This window comes from Rhodococcus sp. AQ5-07, from assembly GCF_009707305.1.
In the GTDB taxonomy this organism is placed as follows: Bacteria; Actinomycetota; Actinomycetes; order Mycobacteriales; family Mycobacteriaceae; genus Rhodococcus_F; species Rhodococcus_F erythropolis.
This window is the reverse complement of the sequence record NZ_CP046099.1, coordinates 3,207,479-3,222,566: the sequence shown is the minus strand read 5'-3', so window position 1 is coordinate 3,222,566 and position 15,088 is coordinate 3,207,479. Positions and strand designations below refer to the sequence as shown.

At 62.7% G+C, this 15,088-nt stretch carries 14 protein-coding genes; 5 read left to right on the top strand and 9 right to left on the bottom strand.

The window, feature by feature from the left end; genetic code table 11:
• The first annotated feature begins 37 nt into the window (after positions 1 to 37).
• The gene (locus GJB56_RS14765) at positions 38 to 1,270 is read left to right on the top strand and encodes an MFS transporter (RefSeq protein ID WP_113683238.1); all 1,233 of its coding nucleotides are present in this window, start codon (positions 38 to 40) and stop codon (positions 1,268 to 1,270) included.
• A 47-nt stretch (positions 1,271 to 1,317) separates the two neighbouring features.
• On the opposite strand, the gene GJB56_RS14760 is transcribed toward GJB56_RS14765, so the two are convergent.
• The 6 genes from GJB56_RS14760 to GJB56_RS14735 form a co-directional block, all read right to left on the bottom strand.
• The gene (locus GJB56_RS14760) at positions 1,318 to 2,097 is read right to left on the bottom strand and encodes a DUF427 domain-containing protein (protein WP_029255945.1); all 780 of its coding nucleotides are present in this window, start codon (positions 2,095 to 2,097) and stop codon (positions 1,318 to 1,320) included.
• A gap of 57 nt (positions 2,098 to 2,154) precedes the next feature.
• On the bottom strand, positions 2,155 to 2,631 hold the full coding sequence (locus GJB56_RS14755; protein WP_041815139.1) for a nitroreductase/quinone reductase family protein: 477 nt from the start codon (positions 2,629 to 2,631) through the stop codon (positions 2,155 to 2,157).
• Positions 2,632 to 2,872: 241 nt separating this feature from the next.
• Complete coding sequence (locus tag GJB56_RS14750) at positions 2,873 to 4,666, bottom strand: DEAD/DEAH box helicase family protein (protein WP_113683237.1); 1,794 nt, start codon at positions 4,664 to 4,666, stop codon at positions 2,873 to 2,875.
• Entirely contained in the window at positions 4,666 to 5,526 is an 861-nt protein-coding gene (locus GJB56_RS14745) for an SDR family oxidoreductase (RefSeq protein ID WP_113683236.1), read from the bottom strand. Before GJB56_RS14745 ends, GJB56_RS14750 begins: the two co-directional genes overlap by 1 nt.
• 59 nt (positions 5,527 to 5,585) lie before the next feature.
• Positions 5,586 to 6,488: a dihydrodipicolinate synthase family protein gene (locus GJB56_RS14740; RefSeq protein WP_019744773.1), complete on the bottom strand. Its 903-nt coding sequence runs from the start codon at positions 6,486 to 6,488 to the stop codon at positions 5,586 to 5,588.
• Between the two features lie 33 nt (positions 6,489 to 6,521).
• Positions 6,522 to 7,307, bottom strand: coding sequence for an aldolase (locus tag GJB56_RS14735; protein ID WP_113683235.1), 786 nt, complete (start codon positions 7,305 to 7,307; stop codon positions 6,522 to 6,524).
• Between the two features lie 164 nt (positions 7,308 to 7,471).
• On the opposite strand from GJB56_RS14735, the gene GJB56_RS14730 reads away from it, so the two are divergent.
• Positions 7,472 to 8,062, top strand: a complete 591-nt coding sequence (locus tag GJB56_RS14730) for a helix-turn-helix domain-containing protein (protein ID WP_019744771.1) — start codon at positions 7,472 to 7,474, stop codon at positions 8,060 to 8,062.
• Positions 8,059 to 8,484 (top strand): hypothetical protein, encoded by a 426-nt coding sequence (locus tag GJB56_RS14725; protein WP_003946354.1) that lies wholly within the window; start codon positions 8,059 to 8,061, stop codon positions 8,482 to 8,484. The genes GJB56_RS14730 and GJB56_RS14725 overlap by 4 nt, the downstream gene beginning before the upstream one ends.
• Before the next feature lie 7 nt (positions 8,485 to 8,491).
• Here GJB56_RS14725 and GJB56_RS14720 read toward each other — a convergent pair whose 3' ends face one another.
• Genes GJB56_RS14720 through GJB56_RS14710 form a run of 3 tightly spaced genes read right to left on the bottom strand, consistent with a single transcriptional unit; the run spans position 8,492 to position 12,929 of the window.
• Positions 8,492 to 9,964, bottom strand: coding sequence for a carboxylesterase/lipase family protein (locus GJB56_RS14720; RefSeq protein WP_113683234.1), 1,473 nt, complete (start codon positions 9,962 to 9,964; stop codon positions 8,492 to 8,494).
• Positions 9,961 to 11,490, bottom strand: a complete 1,530-nt coding sequence (locus tag GJB56_RS14715) for a carboxylesterase/lipase family protein (protein ID WP_113683233.1) — start codon at positions 11,488 to 11,490, stop codon at positions 9,961 to 9,963. The genes GJB56_RS14720 and GJB56_RS14715 overlap by 4 nt, the downstream gene beginning before the upstream one ends.
• Before the next feature lie 29 nt (positions 11,491 to 11,519).
• Positions 11,520 to 12,929, bottom strand: coding sequence for a dihydrolipoyl dehydrogenase family protein (locus GJB56_RS14710; RefSeq protein ID WP_113683339.1), 1,410 nt, complete (start codon positions 12,927 to 12,929; stop codon positions 11,520 to 11,522).
• A gap of 82 nt (positions 12,930 to 13,011) precedes the next feature.
• Here GJB56_RS14710 and GJB56_RS14705 point away from each other — a divergent pair, with 82 nt between their 5' ends.
• Positions 13,012 to 13,764, top strand: coding sequence for an SDR family oxidoreductase (locus GJB56_RS14705; RefSeq protein WP_019744767.1), 753 nt, complete (start codon positions 13,012 to 13,014; stop codon positions 13,762 to 13,764).
• Positions 13,764 to 15,086 (top strand): NAD(P)/FAD-dependent oxidoreductase, encoded by a 1,323-nt coding sequence (locus tag GJB56_RS14700; protein WP_065455340.1) that lies wholly within the window; start codon positions 13,764 to 13,766, stop codon positions 15,084 to 15,086. Before GJB56_RS14705 ends, GJB56_RS14700 begins: the two co-directional genes overlap by 1 nt.
• Positions 15,087 to 15,088: the final 2 nt, after the last annotated feature.

The window sequence follows — 15,088 nt, the reverse complement described above, 5'->3', positions numbered from 1 at the left end:
ATATCTATCTATTGGACGCACGTCGGTGTGGGCGGTCATGCTTGACGACATGATTTCAAGCGACGCGCGTCCGAGGCTCGGACTACCGATAGTGCTGCTGATGGCTGCAGCGACGGGTCTGTGCGCGGGCGGTAACTACTTCAATCAGCCACTTCTCGATTCCATTTCGGATCACTTGAACGTCTCGGCCTCCGCAGCGGCCGCGACGGTGACCATTGCACAGGTCGCGTATGCACTCGGATTGATACTTCTGGTTCCGGTAGGCGACATGGTCGACCGACGCAAGCTGACGGTAGGGCTCATGCTGCTGGCGGCGACGGGTCAAGCGGTCAGCGGATTTGCGCCCAACTTTGCCACCCTGGCAGTGGGAATCGCAGTGGCAGGGGTCTTTTCGGTTGCTGCCCAGGTGCTGATTCCGTTTGCCGCATCACTGGCCGAACCTGAGAGGTCCGGTCAGGTAGTCGGAACGATCATGAGCGGACTGCTGATCGGAATCCTGTTGGCGCGCAGTGTTGCCGGCGTGCTCTCCGGACTGGGAGGGTGGTCGACGGTCTACAAGGTTGCGGCGGTTCTGATGGTGGTGATGGCCGTGGCACTGTGGCGATCTCTGCCTTCCGATTCCGCCCATCGACCGAAGGCAAGCTACGGCGCAACGCTCGTGTCGGTAGGGAAGTTGGCTGCGACCTTGCCTCGCCTGAGAACTCGATCGGCCATGGGCGGGCTGGCTTTTGCTGCCGTCAGCACAGTCTTCACGACAATGGCCTTTCTTCTCTCCGGCGAATTCGGCTACAGCGATACTCAAATCGGCCTGGTCGGACTACTCGGCGTGGCGGGAGCGTTGATGGCGACCGTGGCGGGCAGACTGGCCGATCGGGGATTGGGTCAGGTGGCAACGGGCGGAGCTATCGCGATTCTGTTGGTGTCGTGGCTTCCCTTTGCCTCCGGTGCCACGCATATAGTGTGGTTTCTTGTTGCCATCGTTCTTGCCGACCTCGCGCTGCAGGGAGTGCACGTCAGCAACCAGAACGTGATCTACGCCCTTGTCCCCGAAGCGCGTTCGCGTGTGAACTCGGTGTACATGACCACCTACTTCGTGGGTGCCGCCGTGGGCTCGGCTGTGGGGTCGATGGTGTGGAAGTCGTACGGCTGGAACGGAGTATGTATCGCCGGGTTGGTCTTCTCCGTTGCAACGGCGTTGGTGTGGATGCACGATCGCCGGCTGGAAAAGGCTGAACTGCGAATCCCGGAATCCCTTGTCTCGGTGGGATAGGCACCCGCACCTTCTCGGATCCCGCACCTGTCAGATTTCGGCGCCTGTCAGATTTCGGTACCGTCCACCAAGATCTTGCCGACGCGTTCGGGATAGAACGACACGTGGTTGTCGATCCCGGACGCTTCGGCGGTGGTGAACGGATAGAACCACGCCAGATCCTCGATCGGTGCGAGTTCGGTTGTGCCGGTGAAGGACAGATACGACGCAGTGCCCTTGTACGGGCAGGCCGTGGTGGTCGGGGACGGCACAAAGTACTCGCTGCGAACGTCGATTCTCGGAATGTAGTACCGCGTGGGCAGTCCGGTTTCGAACAGCAGTCTGGGTCGTGTCGTCTCGGCGACCAGTACGTCGCCGACAAAAACCTGGACGTGTCGGGACGAGGGGAGTGCGTCGATACGTACGTATGGATCGCGGGCGTGGACAAAGACCTGTTGATCCTCCTCGTACCAGGCGTCCATGCGATCCCAATAGAACGCGACGTACTCACTCAGGTCCAGGGAACCGTCGAACTGTTCGGGGTAGGACCAGACGGCGTCCTCGGCCCGGCGATCCCCGATCTCGATCGTCCAATAGGTGGCGTCACCTTTCCAGGGGCAATGGGTGGTCGTCGACGTCGGGACGAGGAATTCGGTGCGAACGTCCGCGCGAGGGATGTAGTACATCGGCAGGCGGCCGCGTTCGAAAAGGTACACCGAACGAGTGGTGTCCGCGACGGCGTGACCAGCGAAGAATGCTCGAATGCGGCGGGGGTTCGGCTCCAGTGCGATCCGCCCGTTGGATGCTGTGATCTGTGTGTCTTCTGCGTGAGTCAGTGCTGTGGACATTCGCGAATGCTCCTGAGATCGGCAGGGTGGTCCTTCCCATCCTGCGCCCGGCAGCAGCTATTTGACAGGTTGGAGTCGAAATACGCGGATCTGGCGCCCGAATGCTCGATCGGCATAGGTTTCGTACGGTGGCCACGTGGTGGTCGCGAGCTTCCACAGCTTCTTACGCGTGGCGCCCTCCGCCAGACTCGCACCTACCGGTATTTCGACGCCCTTCACTGTCACGATTGCGGTGGGATTTGCCATCAAATTGAGTGTCCACGCTGGATGCGTATCCTGCCCCCAGTTGGATCCGACGACGACAAACGCATCGCCGTCGGGTGCGTACAGAAGTGGCGTAGTGCGAGAACGGCCGGTCTTGCGGCCAGTGGTGGTGAGCAGTAGTTGGGTCACGGTGTTCTCGCCGACGAGTGAGAGCTTGCCGCCCGACGCTCTCTGCACTGCTCGATCGAGCGGAACCAGATCCTTGCCGAGATCCGAGAACCATTGTGTATGGCCGACATTGCGCATCAATGACCGGTAGATATTGCGCATAGGACCCCTCGGTTTCTCGGCACTGTTTCGAGGCTGGTGCACCTCGACTCGAAAGAGTCTGCCACGTCAGGTCACAGATACCTGAGTCCCAAGGTCCCGAAAGGAATGAAGCGGTCAGCCGAATTCGGTTTTGGTGGAGCGGAATTGGGGCATACCTCCGAAACCGTTCGTGTGCGCGCGTTGGACGGCCATTGGAAGGTCAAGCCGCCGTGGTCAAGCCCCCGAGGTCAAGCCGCCGTGGTCAAGTCTCCGAGGTCAAGACATCGGGCTCTAGCCATTCGACGCCGAGCAGTTCGGACAGCGACCGCAGACCGGATCGATCACCACCTTTCAGACCTGTGACCGAATTGAGATTGCGCAACATAACCGTGGCGACGTCCTCTTCCTTGGTGCCCACGCCGAAGGGTATGACCCATGGACACGTCTGGTAGTCGCGGTGTGACCGACCGAATGTCTGTTCTGCCGCGATCCCTGAGTATCGCGGTTGATGAAAGATTCCCGTCCGTGGCAACGAGGACGCGTGAGTGCCGTCGGGGAGTGCTTCGTTGGCGTGGAGCGAGATCGAGGTCGTGACATTGAAGACGATGACCGGTGCATCCCCGCGTTGAAACCGCAGACGTTGACCCTCCTTGTCCGGCACCGCGCCGAACAGTTTTGCCACCGAGATCCCGGCGTCTTCGATCATCTCGACCAGTGGATCGCCTGCCGTGGAGACGAATTCGACGGCCACCAACACCTGTTTGCCTGCCTTGACCTGCGCCTGCGCCCACTGGGCCGTCGATTCGGCGCGGATCATGCCCGCCTTCTGTCGATAGCGCAGAACAAGCGCACGGCCCCGCGCGATGTTGCGGCTCTTGCGGGCCAATCCCATTTCGTAGGCGTACTCGGCCCACTCGGTCTCGTACTCGGCGCGCTGGGCATGCGTGAGGTCGATCGGCATACCGTCGAGCGGAACGGGTCCCCACGGAGTCGGTCGATGAATCATCAAGGGCGGTTTGCTGTTCGACATCCATCCACGCACGGTCTCGAGCGCCTGGGATTGCAGGGTCGCTGATTCCTTCGCCTCTGCGCTCCACGTCCACTTCCCGTAGGACTTGTCCAGCGGAATGCCGGACTCGACAAGCCTGGCACCCAGGTCGGACCAGTACTCCGAAGGTTCTGAATGCAGCTGCGCAAAAAGCGGCGCCAGGTAACGCTGATCTGCCGGCGTATGTCCCGGTGTTGCTGTCACGGACAGGACGAACGGCGCTTGCTCGTGTGAATTGGAAAAGCGCGCAACCTTCTCGAAGGCAGCTGTGCGCTGTGTGTCGTTGCTGTACAGCTGGGCCTCGTCCGCGATCACCACACCGAAGGTGTACTTGGGACGGCCGTTCCGCGCGATCAGCTTCTTCAATTGGTCAGGCGACATGATCAGCCAGCGGAATCCGCCGTCGCCCACCGAGGCGATGGAATAGCGCCAATGCGGAATGGTGATCTGTGCGGGTCGATCGACGAGGACGAGGATGTTGGTTTCGCCGCGTTCCTCGGCAATCGTCTTGGCCGACATCACTGCGATCAGCGTCTTACCCAGGCCGGCATTGTCTGCCAACAGAAATCCGCGTTTGCCGGCCCGAGCAGCGTCGACGACGGCCGCAGCCCCCGAAACCTGCTCGGGCCGAGGAATTTTGGGTGCAGCAACCGGGCGTTCGCCGGTGCTGTCATTGATGTCGTCCTCGACCCACTGCTGATATGAGAAGGGGAGTGCCTTGAACGGAGCGAGTTCTACAGGCAACTCCGTGCCGACCCACGCGTAGCTCTTCCATTTCTTGACGAACTGCGCACCAGGCGCCGGCGTCCGAAAGGGTACGTCGAGAAGCCAGACTCGTTCGCCCGGAGCAGCTGTCGGAACGTCGGGCATCACAGCGCGTGATCGTTTCTTTGCGACAGTCTTCTTTGCGGCGGTCTTTTTGGTTGCACTCTTCTTGGGAGCAGCCTTCTTCGGTGCAGCCTTCTTTGCGGCAGCCTTGCGTGCCGTGGTTGCTTTGCGTGGTGGCATCAGGCGGTTTCTGCTGTGAGGAATTCACGCAGCGTGAGCGCAGGCCGGCCGACAAGGTCCTCCACGGTGCTCGTGATCATCGCCAATTCACCCTGCGCGATTGCGGTGTACGTCGACACCCAAGCATCGAGCTCCCAATCGGGTGCGTTGTACGACGCCCGCGACTCGTAGGCTTCCTCGAGCGTTTCCTCGACGTACGTGGTCCGCTTGCCGGTGATCTCGGTGATGATGCTCGCGGCCTCGGAGAGCGTCAGTGCCTCGCGTCCGGTCAGGTTGTACGTCTGTCCGACATGAGAATCCAGATCCTGCAGAACCGACACAGCGACGGCAGCAATGTCGGACCGCGCTACCGCGCCGACAAGACCGTCACCTGCGGGTCCGCGGATCACACCGTCTTCACCGGCGAGAGCGGGTAGGAAATCGAGGTAGAAGCTGTCGCGCAGGAAGGTGAATGCGAGTCCGGAAGCGCGGATATGTTCCTCGGTGACCCAATGATCGCGAGCGAGCGTGAACGTCGCGTCCGGAGCGGCACCGAGGAAAGACGTGTAGACGATGTGCCTGACCCCGGCCTCCGCTGCGGCGTCGATGAAGGTGCGGTGCTGATCCAGACGATCTGCGCTTTCGGCCGCCGAGACCATGAAGAGGGTGTCGATTCCGGCCAGAGCCGCGAGAGCGCTCTCCTGATCCCCGTACGTAGTCTCGGCCGAATCGGCACCGGGGAGCTGCGGCAATCGGTTGACCGAACGCGCGATCAGCCGCTGTGGGACACCGGCGTCGGCCAACGACTGGGCCACCAGTCCGCCGATATGGCCGGTAGCGCCGGTGACGGCGATCCTCGCTGACCGTGAATCTACGGACATGGTGCCCCTCCTTCGGTCGGTGTGCATCCCATCTTGCCGGAACCCACTCCCACGTCAGGTCACGACGCGACGATTACACCGCGAGCCACCGACAGAGCGTCGGACAAAGCTGTCCTGGTGTTGTCGTCGAGGGGCAGCAGGGGCCGGCGGGGGAGGCCGGCGTCGACGCCGAGAAATTCCAACCCGGCTTTGACCGTCGACGGCAGTCCGCGACTGACGAGGACCTTCAGTAGTGGCTCGATCTGTTCGAACACAGCGGCGGCACCCGACCGATCACCGGATTCGAGTAGACGCCAGAAGTGCACCACCTGTTCGGGGGCCAGACACGGTGCTGCCGTGCACCATCCGCTTGCGCCTGCAGAGAAAGATTGCAGTGCAAGAGGATTGCTGCCGTTGAAGAAGGGAATCGTGCCACCACTCAGTTCGTTGATGCGGTTCATGCGGGTGATGTCGCCGGTGGATTCCTTGATCATCGTGATGCCGTCGACGGTGGAGACGAGGTCGACGAGAAACTCCGGCGACATGTCGATCCCTGTGGTCGCGGGATTGTTGTAGATCATCGTGGGAATGTCGACGGAATCGGCGACCGCACTGACGTGTTCACGAATCTCCTGCTCACCCAGATGCCAGTACGACGTGGGGAGGATCATCATTGCGTCGGCACCGGCGTCTGCCGCGATCGATGCTCGGCGGAGTGCTCCCGCCGTCGTCAGATCCGACACTCCGACGACGGTGGGGACTCGTCGGTCGACGTAGTCGACAGTTTCCCGGGCGACCGACTCCCATTCGGCGTCGTCGAGATAGGCGCTCTCGCCGGTGCTGCCGAGTGGGGCTATCGCGTCGACACCACTGCTGATCATGCTGTCGAGGAGCGTGTGTAGCGGCTTGGGATCGAATGCTCCGGTGTCCCTGTCGAACGGGGTGATGGGGTAGGCGACGATTCCCTTGATTGTGCTGCTCATGGGGTTCTCTGTTCTGTTGGTGGGAAACGAAATTCAGTTGGTCAGTGCGTCGGGATGATTGCGGAGAGCCCGACGGGCGTAGTACGCGAAGTTCGCCTCGCTGCGCCGAGGGGTCAGTGTCCAATCGTGAGCCTCCTTCGCCAGGCGAGGCGGAAGCGTCTTGATGTCGCCGGCAGCCATTGCCAGCAACTGCAGCCGCGCGGCCCGCTCGATCAGATGCCCGAGGGAGCATGCTTCTTCGACCGTGTTGCCGACGACGAGTTGGCCGTGGTGGGCGAGCAGAATTGCCCGCTTGTCGCCGAGCGCAGCCGAAATGATCTCGCCCTCTTCGTTTCCCACGGGAACTCCGGGCCAGTCGGCGAGAAATGCGCAGTCGTCGTAGAGGGGCGCGATGTCCATTTGGGAGACGACGAGGGGAATCTCGAGCATCGACAACGCCGTCGCGTGCAGTGGGTGTGTGTGGACGATGCAGTTGACGTCGGGTCGGGCGCGGTAGATCCAACTGTGGAACCTGTTGGCGGGGTTCGGCATGCCCTCCCCGTCGAGGACTTCGAGGTCCTCGTTGACGAGCAGGAGGTTGTCCTCGGTGATCTCGTCGAACCCGAGGCCGAGTCGCTGGGTGACAAACGTGCCAGGCTGCTCACCGCGGGCGGAGATCTGGCCGGCGAGACCGGAATCGTGGCCGGCGTCCGACAGTGCGCGGCAGGTCAGTGCGATCTTCTGTCGAAGTGTCCAACTGCCTGTGGTTACTTCGGTGAGCATTTTCGTCTCGGCGGTGGCCATGAGTTCTTGCTTGCTCGCATGCATCGTGTCGGTCATGGGGTGTGCCTTTCTCGGGGCCCGGAATCAATGACATTCAGTCACTATAGGACACAAAGTGTCATATAGGACGGAAATGTGCAACCCTCAGTACGAGCGTCGCTGATCGTCGCAGTTCAATGTGTTGGTAGGGTGATGACACAAAGTCTCGTGAGGGGAACCGAATGGCAGCGTTTTTGCGAACACATCGGCGTCGCGCCGGTCTGACGCTCGAGGGCCTGGCCGAGCAGACCGGTCTGACGAAGAGCTATCTCTCGAAGGTCGAGCGGGGTATCAGTACCCCGTCGATCGCGGTGGCGCTCAAAATTGCACGGGTGCTCGATGCCGATGTGGGACAACTGTTCTCGGACAGTATGGAGGGCAATGCCATGACGATCGTGCGCGCCAAGGACCGCGTGATCGACCCGGCTTCCTCCGTGCAGTCTTCCGTCTACGATCCGATCGCGCCCTCCATGGTCGGAAAGGCCATGCAGCCGTTCGTGGTTCATCCGGCGTCGGTGATGGGTCCCAAGTTCATGGACCACACGGGAGAGGAGTTCGTGTTCGTGCACTCCGGATCCGTAGAATTCGAAATCCCCGGACAGACGATGCACCTCGACGCCGGCGACAGCCTGTATTTCGACGCGAATACGCCACACCGGATGCGATCGGTGTCGGCAGATCGTGCGGTGGTGCTGGTTGTCGTCTACGACAAGCCTTCGACTGGATCACCCAGCGGTGACTCACTGGAAGCGCACTGCGGGGTGAGCAGATGACCCTGGGGATCGACACGACACTGACGCTGCTCGCGGCCGGTCTGATCTTCCTTCTCTCCCTGTGCCTGGGAATCTGGAAGTACCGACAGATGGCCACCTCGGACAACCACCTCGCCCATCCGTATGTCGACATCGCCCACCGCGCTGCCCTGATGTACTCGTTTGCGACGCTGCTGATCGCGGTGTTCGTCGAACTCAGTGCGTGGCCGACGTGGATCAACCTGACCAGTGCCGCAGTGGTCGTGTTCTTCTTTCTCGCAGCGATTTTCAGCTACATCGCTCACGGTGCGATGAAGGACACCGACAATCAGTTCGAGTCCGCCGGTCCGCCCCTGCACCTCGGAATGTTCCTGCTGATTCTCGGTGAGGTGGGCGGATTCGCGGTCCTGCTCGCAGGTTTCGTGAAAGGCCAGTTCTTCTGACCGGGCTTCAGCGTCGGTGCTCGTAGCCGATCCAGGCGCGTCGACGCTCACCCATCGGGTCGTTCTCCACTCTGGACGTCTCGTCGAAGATCATCGTTTGCCGCTCCGGGAGGGAGTAGGCGGGCCAATTCTGGTCCGGCACTCCGTGTCGGGCGAAATGGATCCAGTGGCGCTGCACGGTGGAGGTCACCGCGGCCAGTCCGCGACGTCCACCGACCGCGGTCAAGGCCGCGGTGAGTGCATCCGAACGGCCGAAGACCGCAAGCAATTCGGTGGCATGGGTAGCGCCCATGCCGATGAGTCTGAGCAGGCGAGGCGCAAAATCGTAGCGGTAACTGTAGGTAGGAGCTACCTGGCAATGGCCCTGTGCGCACAGTATTGCCGGTTCCCAGAAGGTGATGTCGCCGCCGAGATCGGCGGCAGCGAAACGATGCGGATACGTGGGATACGCCGCGAGCGCACGTGCTTTCACTTCAGGGGTGGTGTGGGAGAACATCTTCTCGATCCGAACCGGGTTGGTAGGCAAGATGTCGAGAACGCGCGGAAAGATCCGCCCCTCATGGAGATTCGAACCGACGAGCAGCGGAACGGGGTGGGCCCGTCCGGCGGCGAACACGTCGAGCGGGTGTTCGGGAAGAATGTCGTCACCCACTACAGGGGCGAATGCCCGTGTTCCGGGTTCTTCGTCCGCGCCGCGTCGCGCAAGTTCTTCGCCGGCGTCGACCAGTTCCTTCACCGAAGCGGAGCGCAGCCACGAGGCAGGATCGGTTTCCGGTGCGTCTGCGATCTCGAGGAACTCGCGCGCCCATCGCTGCGCTCGATCCTTTCCGTATGCCGAAGCAGCCGGCGGACTTTGAGCAATGGCCCGAGCAAACAACCCTCGGGCCGCGGGCGTTGCCATCAGAGTGGTGACAGCGTTGGCGCCGGACGATTCACCGAAGACGGTGACGGCGTTCGGGTCGCCACCGAAAGAGGCGATGTTGCGCTGGACCCACGTCAGCGCGGCGATCTGATCGCGCAATCCGAGGTTCGTGTCGAATGATTGTTCAGCAGTGGAATACTCACTGAAATCGAGGTAGCCCAACGCGCCGAGACGATATTGGATCGAGACGTAGACGATGTCGCCACGTTCGACCAGGCTCGTTCCGCGGTACATGGGCGTCGACGGATTCCCGCCGTTGTACGCGCCGCCGTGAATGAAGACCATGACCGGTCGCAACGAATCCGACGGTACCTGCGGGGCCACGACATTGACGAAGAGTGAGTTCTCGTCGAAGTGGCTCTTGCGCTGCGGAGACGGAGAGCCGAATGCTTCCGCCGGGCGGACACCATTCCAAGCCTCGACCGGCTGTGGTGCGCGAAATCTCCAGCGGCCGGTCGGGGCCGCTGCGTAGGGGATTGCTCGCCAGGTGCGCAGTCCTCGATCGAGGCGCCCGCGTACGACCCCGGAATCGAGAGTGATCTCGAGGGGGCTCGTCACGGTAGGGAGATGTCGGTGCCGTGGCTACGGTAACCGCTGTATCCCGACCAGGCCAAGCGTTGTTCACGTCTGGGATCGTTCTCGACGCGGACGATCTCGTCGAAGATCATGGTCCTACGCTCCTGCGCGTCGTAACGCGGCCACGACCCACGCGGCGAGCCGTGCTTGGCGAAGTGAAGCCAGTGTCCCTGAACGGATTCGGTGACTGCGCGCAGTCCGCGCCGACCGCCGGGAAGGGTGAGGCCGCGCCCGACAAGGGTGTCGCCGATACCGAAGACCGCGAACATCTCGAAACCGTGAGTGGCGTCGAGGCCGAGCCAACGCATCATCGTCGGCGCGAAGTCGAATCGGTAGGCGTACGTCGGCGCCGATTGTGCGTGAGCCTGCATCAACTCCACTGAAGGGTGCCAGAACGTGACGTCTCCACCGACATCGATCGCGGACTGCTCGTCGGGATAGCCGGGATAGGTTGCGAGGATGCGCTTTCCGGCCTCGGGATCGGTGAGAGCGAACATGGTGTCGATGCGCGACGGGTTGGTCGGGAGTGCGTCGAGCACCTTCGGGAACAGCGTTCCCTCCCGTCTGTTGGTGCCGATGATCATCGGCACCTGGTGTGCCGATCCTTCATTGAATGCGTCCAAGGGGGAGCGCGGCAGGAAGTCGCCGTCGACGACCGGACCGAAGGGATGTAGTCCAGGCGTGTTCGCCAGTACCTCGGCACCGAGTCTGCTGCCTGCTCGGCCCAATTCGACGGCAGTCGCCGAGGTCAAAGCCTTCGCGGGCGGTAGACCGGAATTGAGGATCTCGACGAAACGCGCGCCCCAGGCGTGCGATCGCTGCGTGCTCGAGACCAGATCAGGAGCCGAACTCTCGGCGATCGCACCAGCGAACAGTCCCTTGGCAGCCGGAGTAGCCATCAAGGTGGTGACGGCAGTGGCTCCGGCGGATTCACCGAAGATCGTGACTTTTTCAGGATCCCCACCGAAGGCCGCGATATTGCGCTGCACCCATTGCAGGGCCGCGACCTGATCGCGCAGTCCGAGGTTGGAATCGAATGCCCGCTCGGCCGTGGAGAAGGGTGTGAAATCGAGGTACCCCAGAGCACCGAGGCGGTAGTTGATCGAGACGTAGACGATGTCGCCGCGTTCGACGAGGGACGCACCGGAGTACAAGCCGGTAGCCGAGGTCCCGATGGTGTTTGCCCCACCGTGGATGAAGACCATGACCGGAAGCGGGGTGTTACCGGCGTTCGCTGGAGCGAGCACGTTGAGTGTCAGACAGTCCTCGCTGCTCGGCTGGTACTTCCCGGGCGAAAGCAGCAGCCCCTTCTTGTGCTGGACCGAGGCGTCGCCGAACCTGGTCGCGTCTCGTTCTCCGGTCCATGGTGTGACCGGCTGTGGCCGCGTCAGACGCAGTGTTCCGACCGGCGGCCGGGCGTAGGGAATTCCGCGCCAGGCACGAAGTTTTCCCACCCGGCGGCCGCGTAGGGTGCCGTCGGCCGTTGTCACAAGTATGTCGGACGCCATGTCGCGACTATACGTACTTCGGGATCGCGTCAGCGGCGAGCCTCCAGCAATCGAAGCCAGACCTCACTGACCGTCGGATACGAGGGCACCGCATGCCAGAGAGTTTCGAGTGGGACGGCGCCGACGACCGCGATTGTCGCCGCGTGCACCAGTTCGGATACTTCGGGCCCGGCAAAAGTAGCGCCGAGGATCACCTCGGTGGCCTTGTCGATGACCAACTTCGCGCGCCCGGAGTAGTCGTCGCGCAACAGCGAGGATCCTGCGACGGCCAGTTCGATCTCCACGACTTCGACGTCGCAGCCGTCGTCGCGAGCTTTCTTCTCGGTGCGTCCCACCCAGGCGATTTCGGGTGAGGTGAACACCACCTGGGGGACCTGTCCGTTGTCCGCCGACGCCGTGTACCGAGGTCCCCTGAGTCCGCGGCTCTCGGCCCGCGCGGCGATGACGTCTCCGCAGACTCTCGCCTGATACTTGCCCATGTGGGTGAGGGGAGAGCGACCGTTGATGTCGCCGACGGCGTAGAGCCACTCACCTTGGGCACAGAGGTGATCGTCAGTGGTGACGTACTTGCCGTCCTCGAGGCCGATGACGGACAAGCCGAGATCGGCCGATGTCGGCCCGCGGCCCGCCGCGACGATGACCTCGTCGACCTCGATCACACCGGAAGAGGTCTCGATGCTGACGGGTCCACCGTGGATGTGGCCCTCACCGGTGTCCTTGGCGTCGGGTCGCGACACCGAGTTGACGGCGGTGCTCAGTCGAACGTCCACACCGCGGGCGCCGAGTGCTTCGGCAACCATCGTTCCGGCAAACGGTTCTGCCGATTTCAACAGAGCATCGCCTCTCACGAGCAGTGTCACGTGAGCGCCGAACGACGACAACCACGTTGCGCACTCCGTTGCGACGACTCCGCCGCCGATGACCGCCACCCGCGACGGAACCTCGTGGAGATTGGTCGCATCGCGCGACGTCCACGGGAGTGCTTCACGCAACCCCGGCGTCTTCGGGACAGTGGCAGTTGTGCCCGTGGCGAGTACAACGGCTTGGCGGGCGCGGAGCTTACGGGTCCCGTCGACGGTCACAGCGCGCTCGCCGTCGATCACCCCGTGGCCTTTGATCACGGTGATTCCCGCGGAGGTGGCCCAGTCGACCTGGGACGAATCGTCGTGGTTGTGGGTGAACGAGTCGCGCCGTTTCAGGACGGCCTCGACGTCCAGCGGTCCGGCCGGGATCCCGGGCAAAGCGTCGGCCGCCTCGAGGACCTGCCCCGGGCGCAGTAGCGCCTTGCTGGGCATACAGGCCCAATACGAGCATTCACCGCCGACCAGCTCGTGTTCCACGATTGCGGCGGTGCGATTACTTCCGGCGATGGCGTACGCGGCGGCGTTCTCGCCGGCGGGCCCACCGCCGATCACGATGACATCGAATTCGTCGGTCATGCCTCCACGGTATGTCGGATCGGTCCGAGTTCGCTCGGTTACCGCCGGGTACGAGAACTCGAAGATGGCTACAGTTGCACCCATGACGCGGCAGAAGATTTTGATCACCGGTGCCAGTTCGGGTCTGGGTGAGGAGATGGCCAGGAGATTCGCCGCGGCCGGTCGCGACCTCGCGTTGTGTGCCCGGCGGACGGATCGTCTCGACACGCTGCGTGGGGAGCTGGTGGCGCAGTACCCGTCGATCAGCGTCGCAGTGCGCGAACTCGATGTGACCGAACACGATTCCGTCGTCCGGGTTTTCGGTGAGCTGCGCGACGAGTTGGGTGGCCTGGACCGGGTGATCGTGAACGCCGGGCTCGGCAAGGGCGCCAAGATCGGAACCGGAAAAGCGCACGCGAATCTTGCAACAGCGCAGACGAATTTTGTCGGCGCGCTGTCGCAGTGTGAAGCTGCGCTCGAGATCTTCCGCGCGCAGGACGCCGGACACCTCGTTCTCGTGTCCTCGATCAGCGCCGATCGGGGGCTGCCAGGGCCAAAAGCGGCCTATTCGGCAAGCAAGGCCGGGGTAGCGGCTCTGGGTGAGGCGCTCAGTATCGAGTTGGCGCGCACACCTATTCGCGTCACCACCCTGCTGCCGGGCTTCATCAAGACCGACATGTCCGCCGGCGCCGGCGACGACGCAGCGCTCATGGCCAGTTTGGACGAAGGCGTCAGTGCCATGGTCGACGCCATCGAGAAGGAAACCACCCGAGCGGCGCTACCCGGCCTCAAGTGGCAAGGGATAGATGCGGCCCTACGATTCCTGCCCAACTCCGTGACAGCGAGGTTTGTCTGATGAGCATCCACATCTCGAACGGTAAGCCCCGCGTAGTGATCGTCGGTGGCGGTTTCGGTGGACTGTACGCAGCGAGACGACTCAAGAAGGCCGACGTCGAGGTGGTTCTGATCGACCGAGGGACCAGCCACGTCTTCCAGCCACTGCTCTACCAGTGCGCCACGGGTCTGCTCTCCGAAGGGCAGATCGCAAGTCCGCTGCGACATCTGCTCGAGGACAACAAGAACACGAACGTCGTTCTGGGCGAGGCCAAGTCGGTGGACGCCGACGCCGGAACACTGACTGCCAGTCGCTTCGACGGGTCGACCTTCGAATTGCCGTACGACTACCTGATCGTGGCGGCTGGAATGCGCCAGTCGTACCACGGTCAGGACGAGTTCATCAAATGGGCGCCCGGCATGAAAACCCTCGACGACGCTTTGGCGATCAGACGCAGTCTCATTGCTGCGTTCGAGATGGCCGAATCGCTCCCGACAGCGGAAGAACGTCGACCGTGGCTGACATTCGCCGTGGCGGGCGGCGGACCCACCGGCGTCGAATTAGCCGGACAGATCCGCGAATTGGCAATGCACGCGCTCACAAACGAGTTCAGGTCCATCGACCCGGACGAGGCAAGGGTGCTGCTCTTCCACGGCGACGATCGGGTGCTCCCTTCGTTCAGTCGCAAGCTCTCGGCCGCCGCCAAACGTACTCTCGACGGGATCGGCGTCGAGACTCACCTCGGCGTGCACGTCACCGACGTGTGCGAGACCAGCATCGAGACGACGGACAAGAAGACAAAAGAGAAGCGGCAGTACGAGACCCGCACGATTCTGTGGACCGCGGGCGTCGAAGCAGTGCCGTTCGCCGAGGCACTGGCCACGGCGCTGGGTGTGAAGCAGGTCGGCGGTGGCCGCATCGAGGTGGAAGCCGATCTGACCGTTCCCGGCCACCCGAACGTCTACGTGGTGGGCGACCTCATGTCGCGGGACAAACTTGCCGGGGTGGCCGAGGTCGCGATGCAGGGTGGTCGGCACGCCGGTGCCCGGATCGCTGCAACCGTGGAAAACGGCGTGCCCAGCCGAAAACCGTTCAAGTACCGCGATCTTGGAACCGCGGCCTACATTTCGCGACGCCACGCGTTGCTTCAGGCAGGGCCGGTCCAGTTGTCCGGGTTCATCGGATGGGTGTCATGGGGAATCATCCACATCGCGTTCCTCGCGGGGTTCCGCAATCGCGCCAGCACGGTGCTGAACTGGGGCGCAACTCTGGCGTCGAAAACGCGTCGGGAACGGGCAATCACGTACGGCGACCCCGAAACCGCGCGGCAGCCGTACAACTGAGG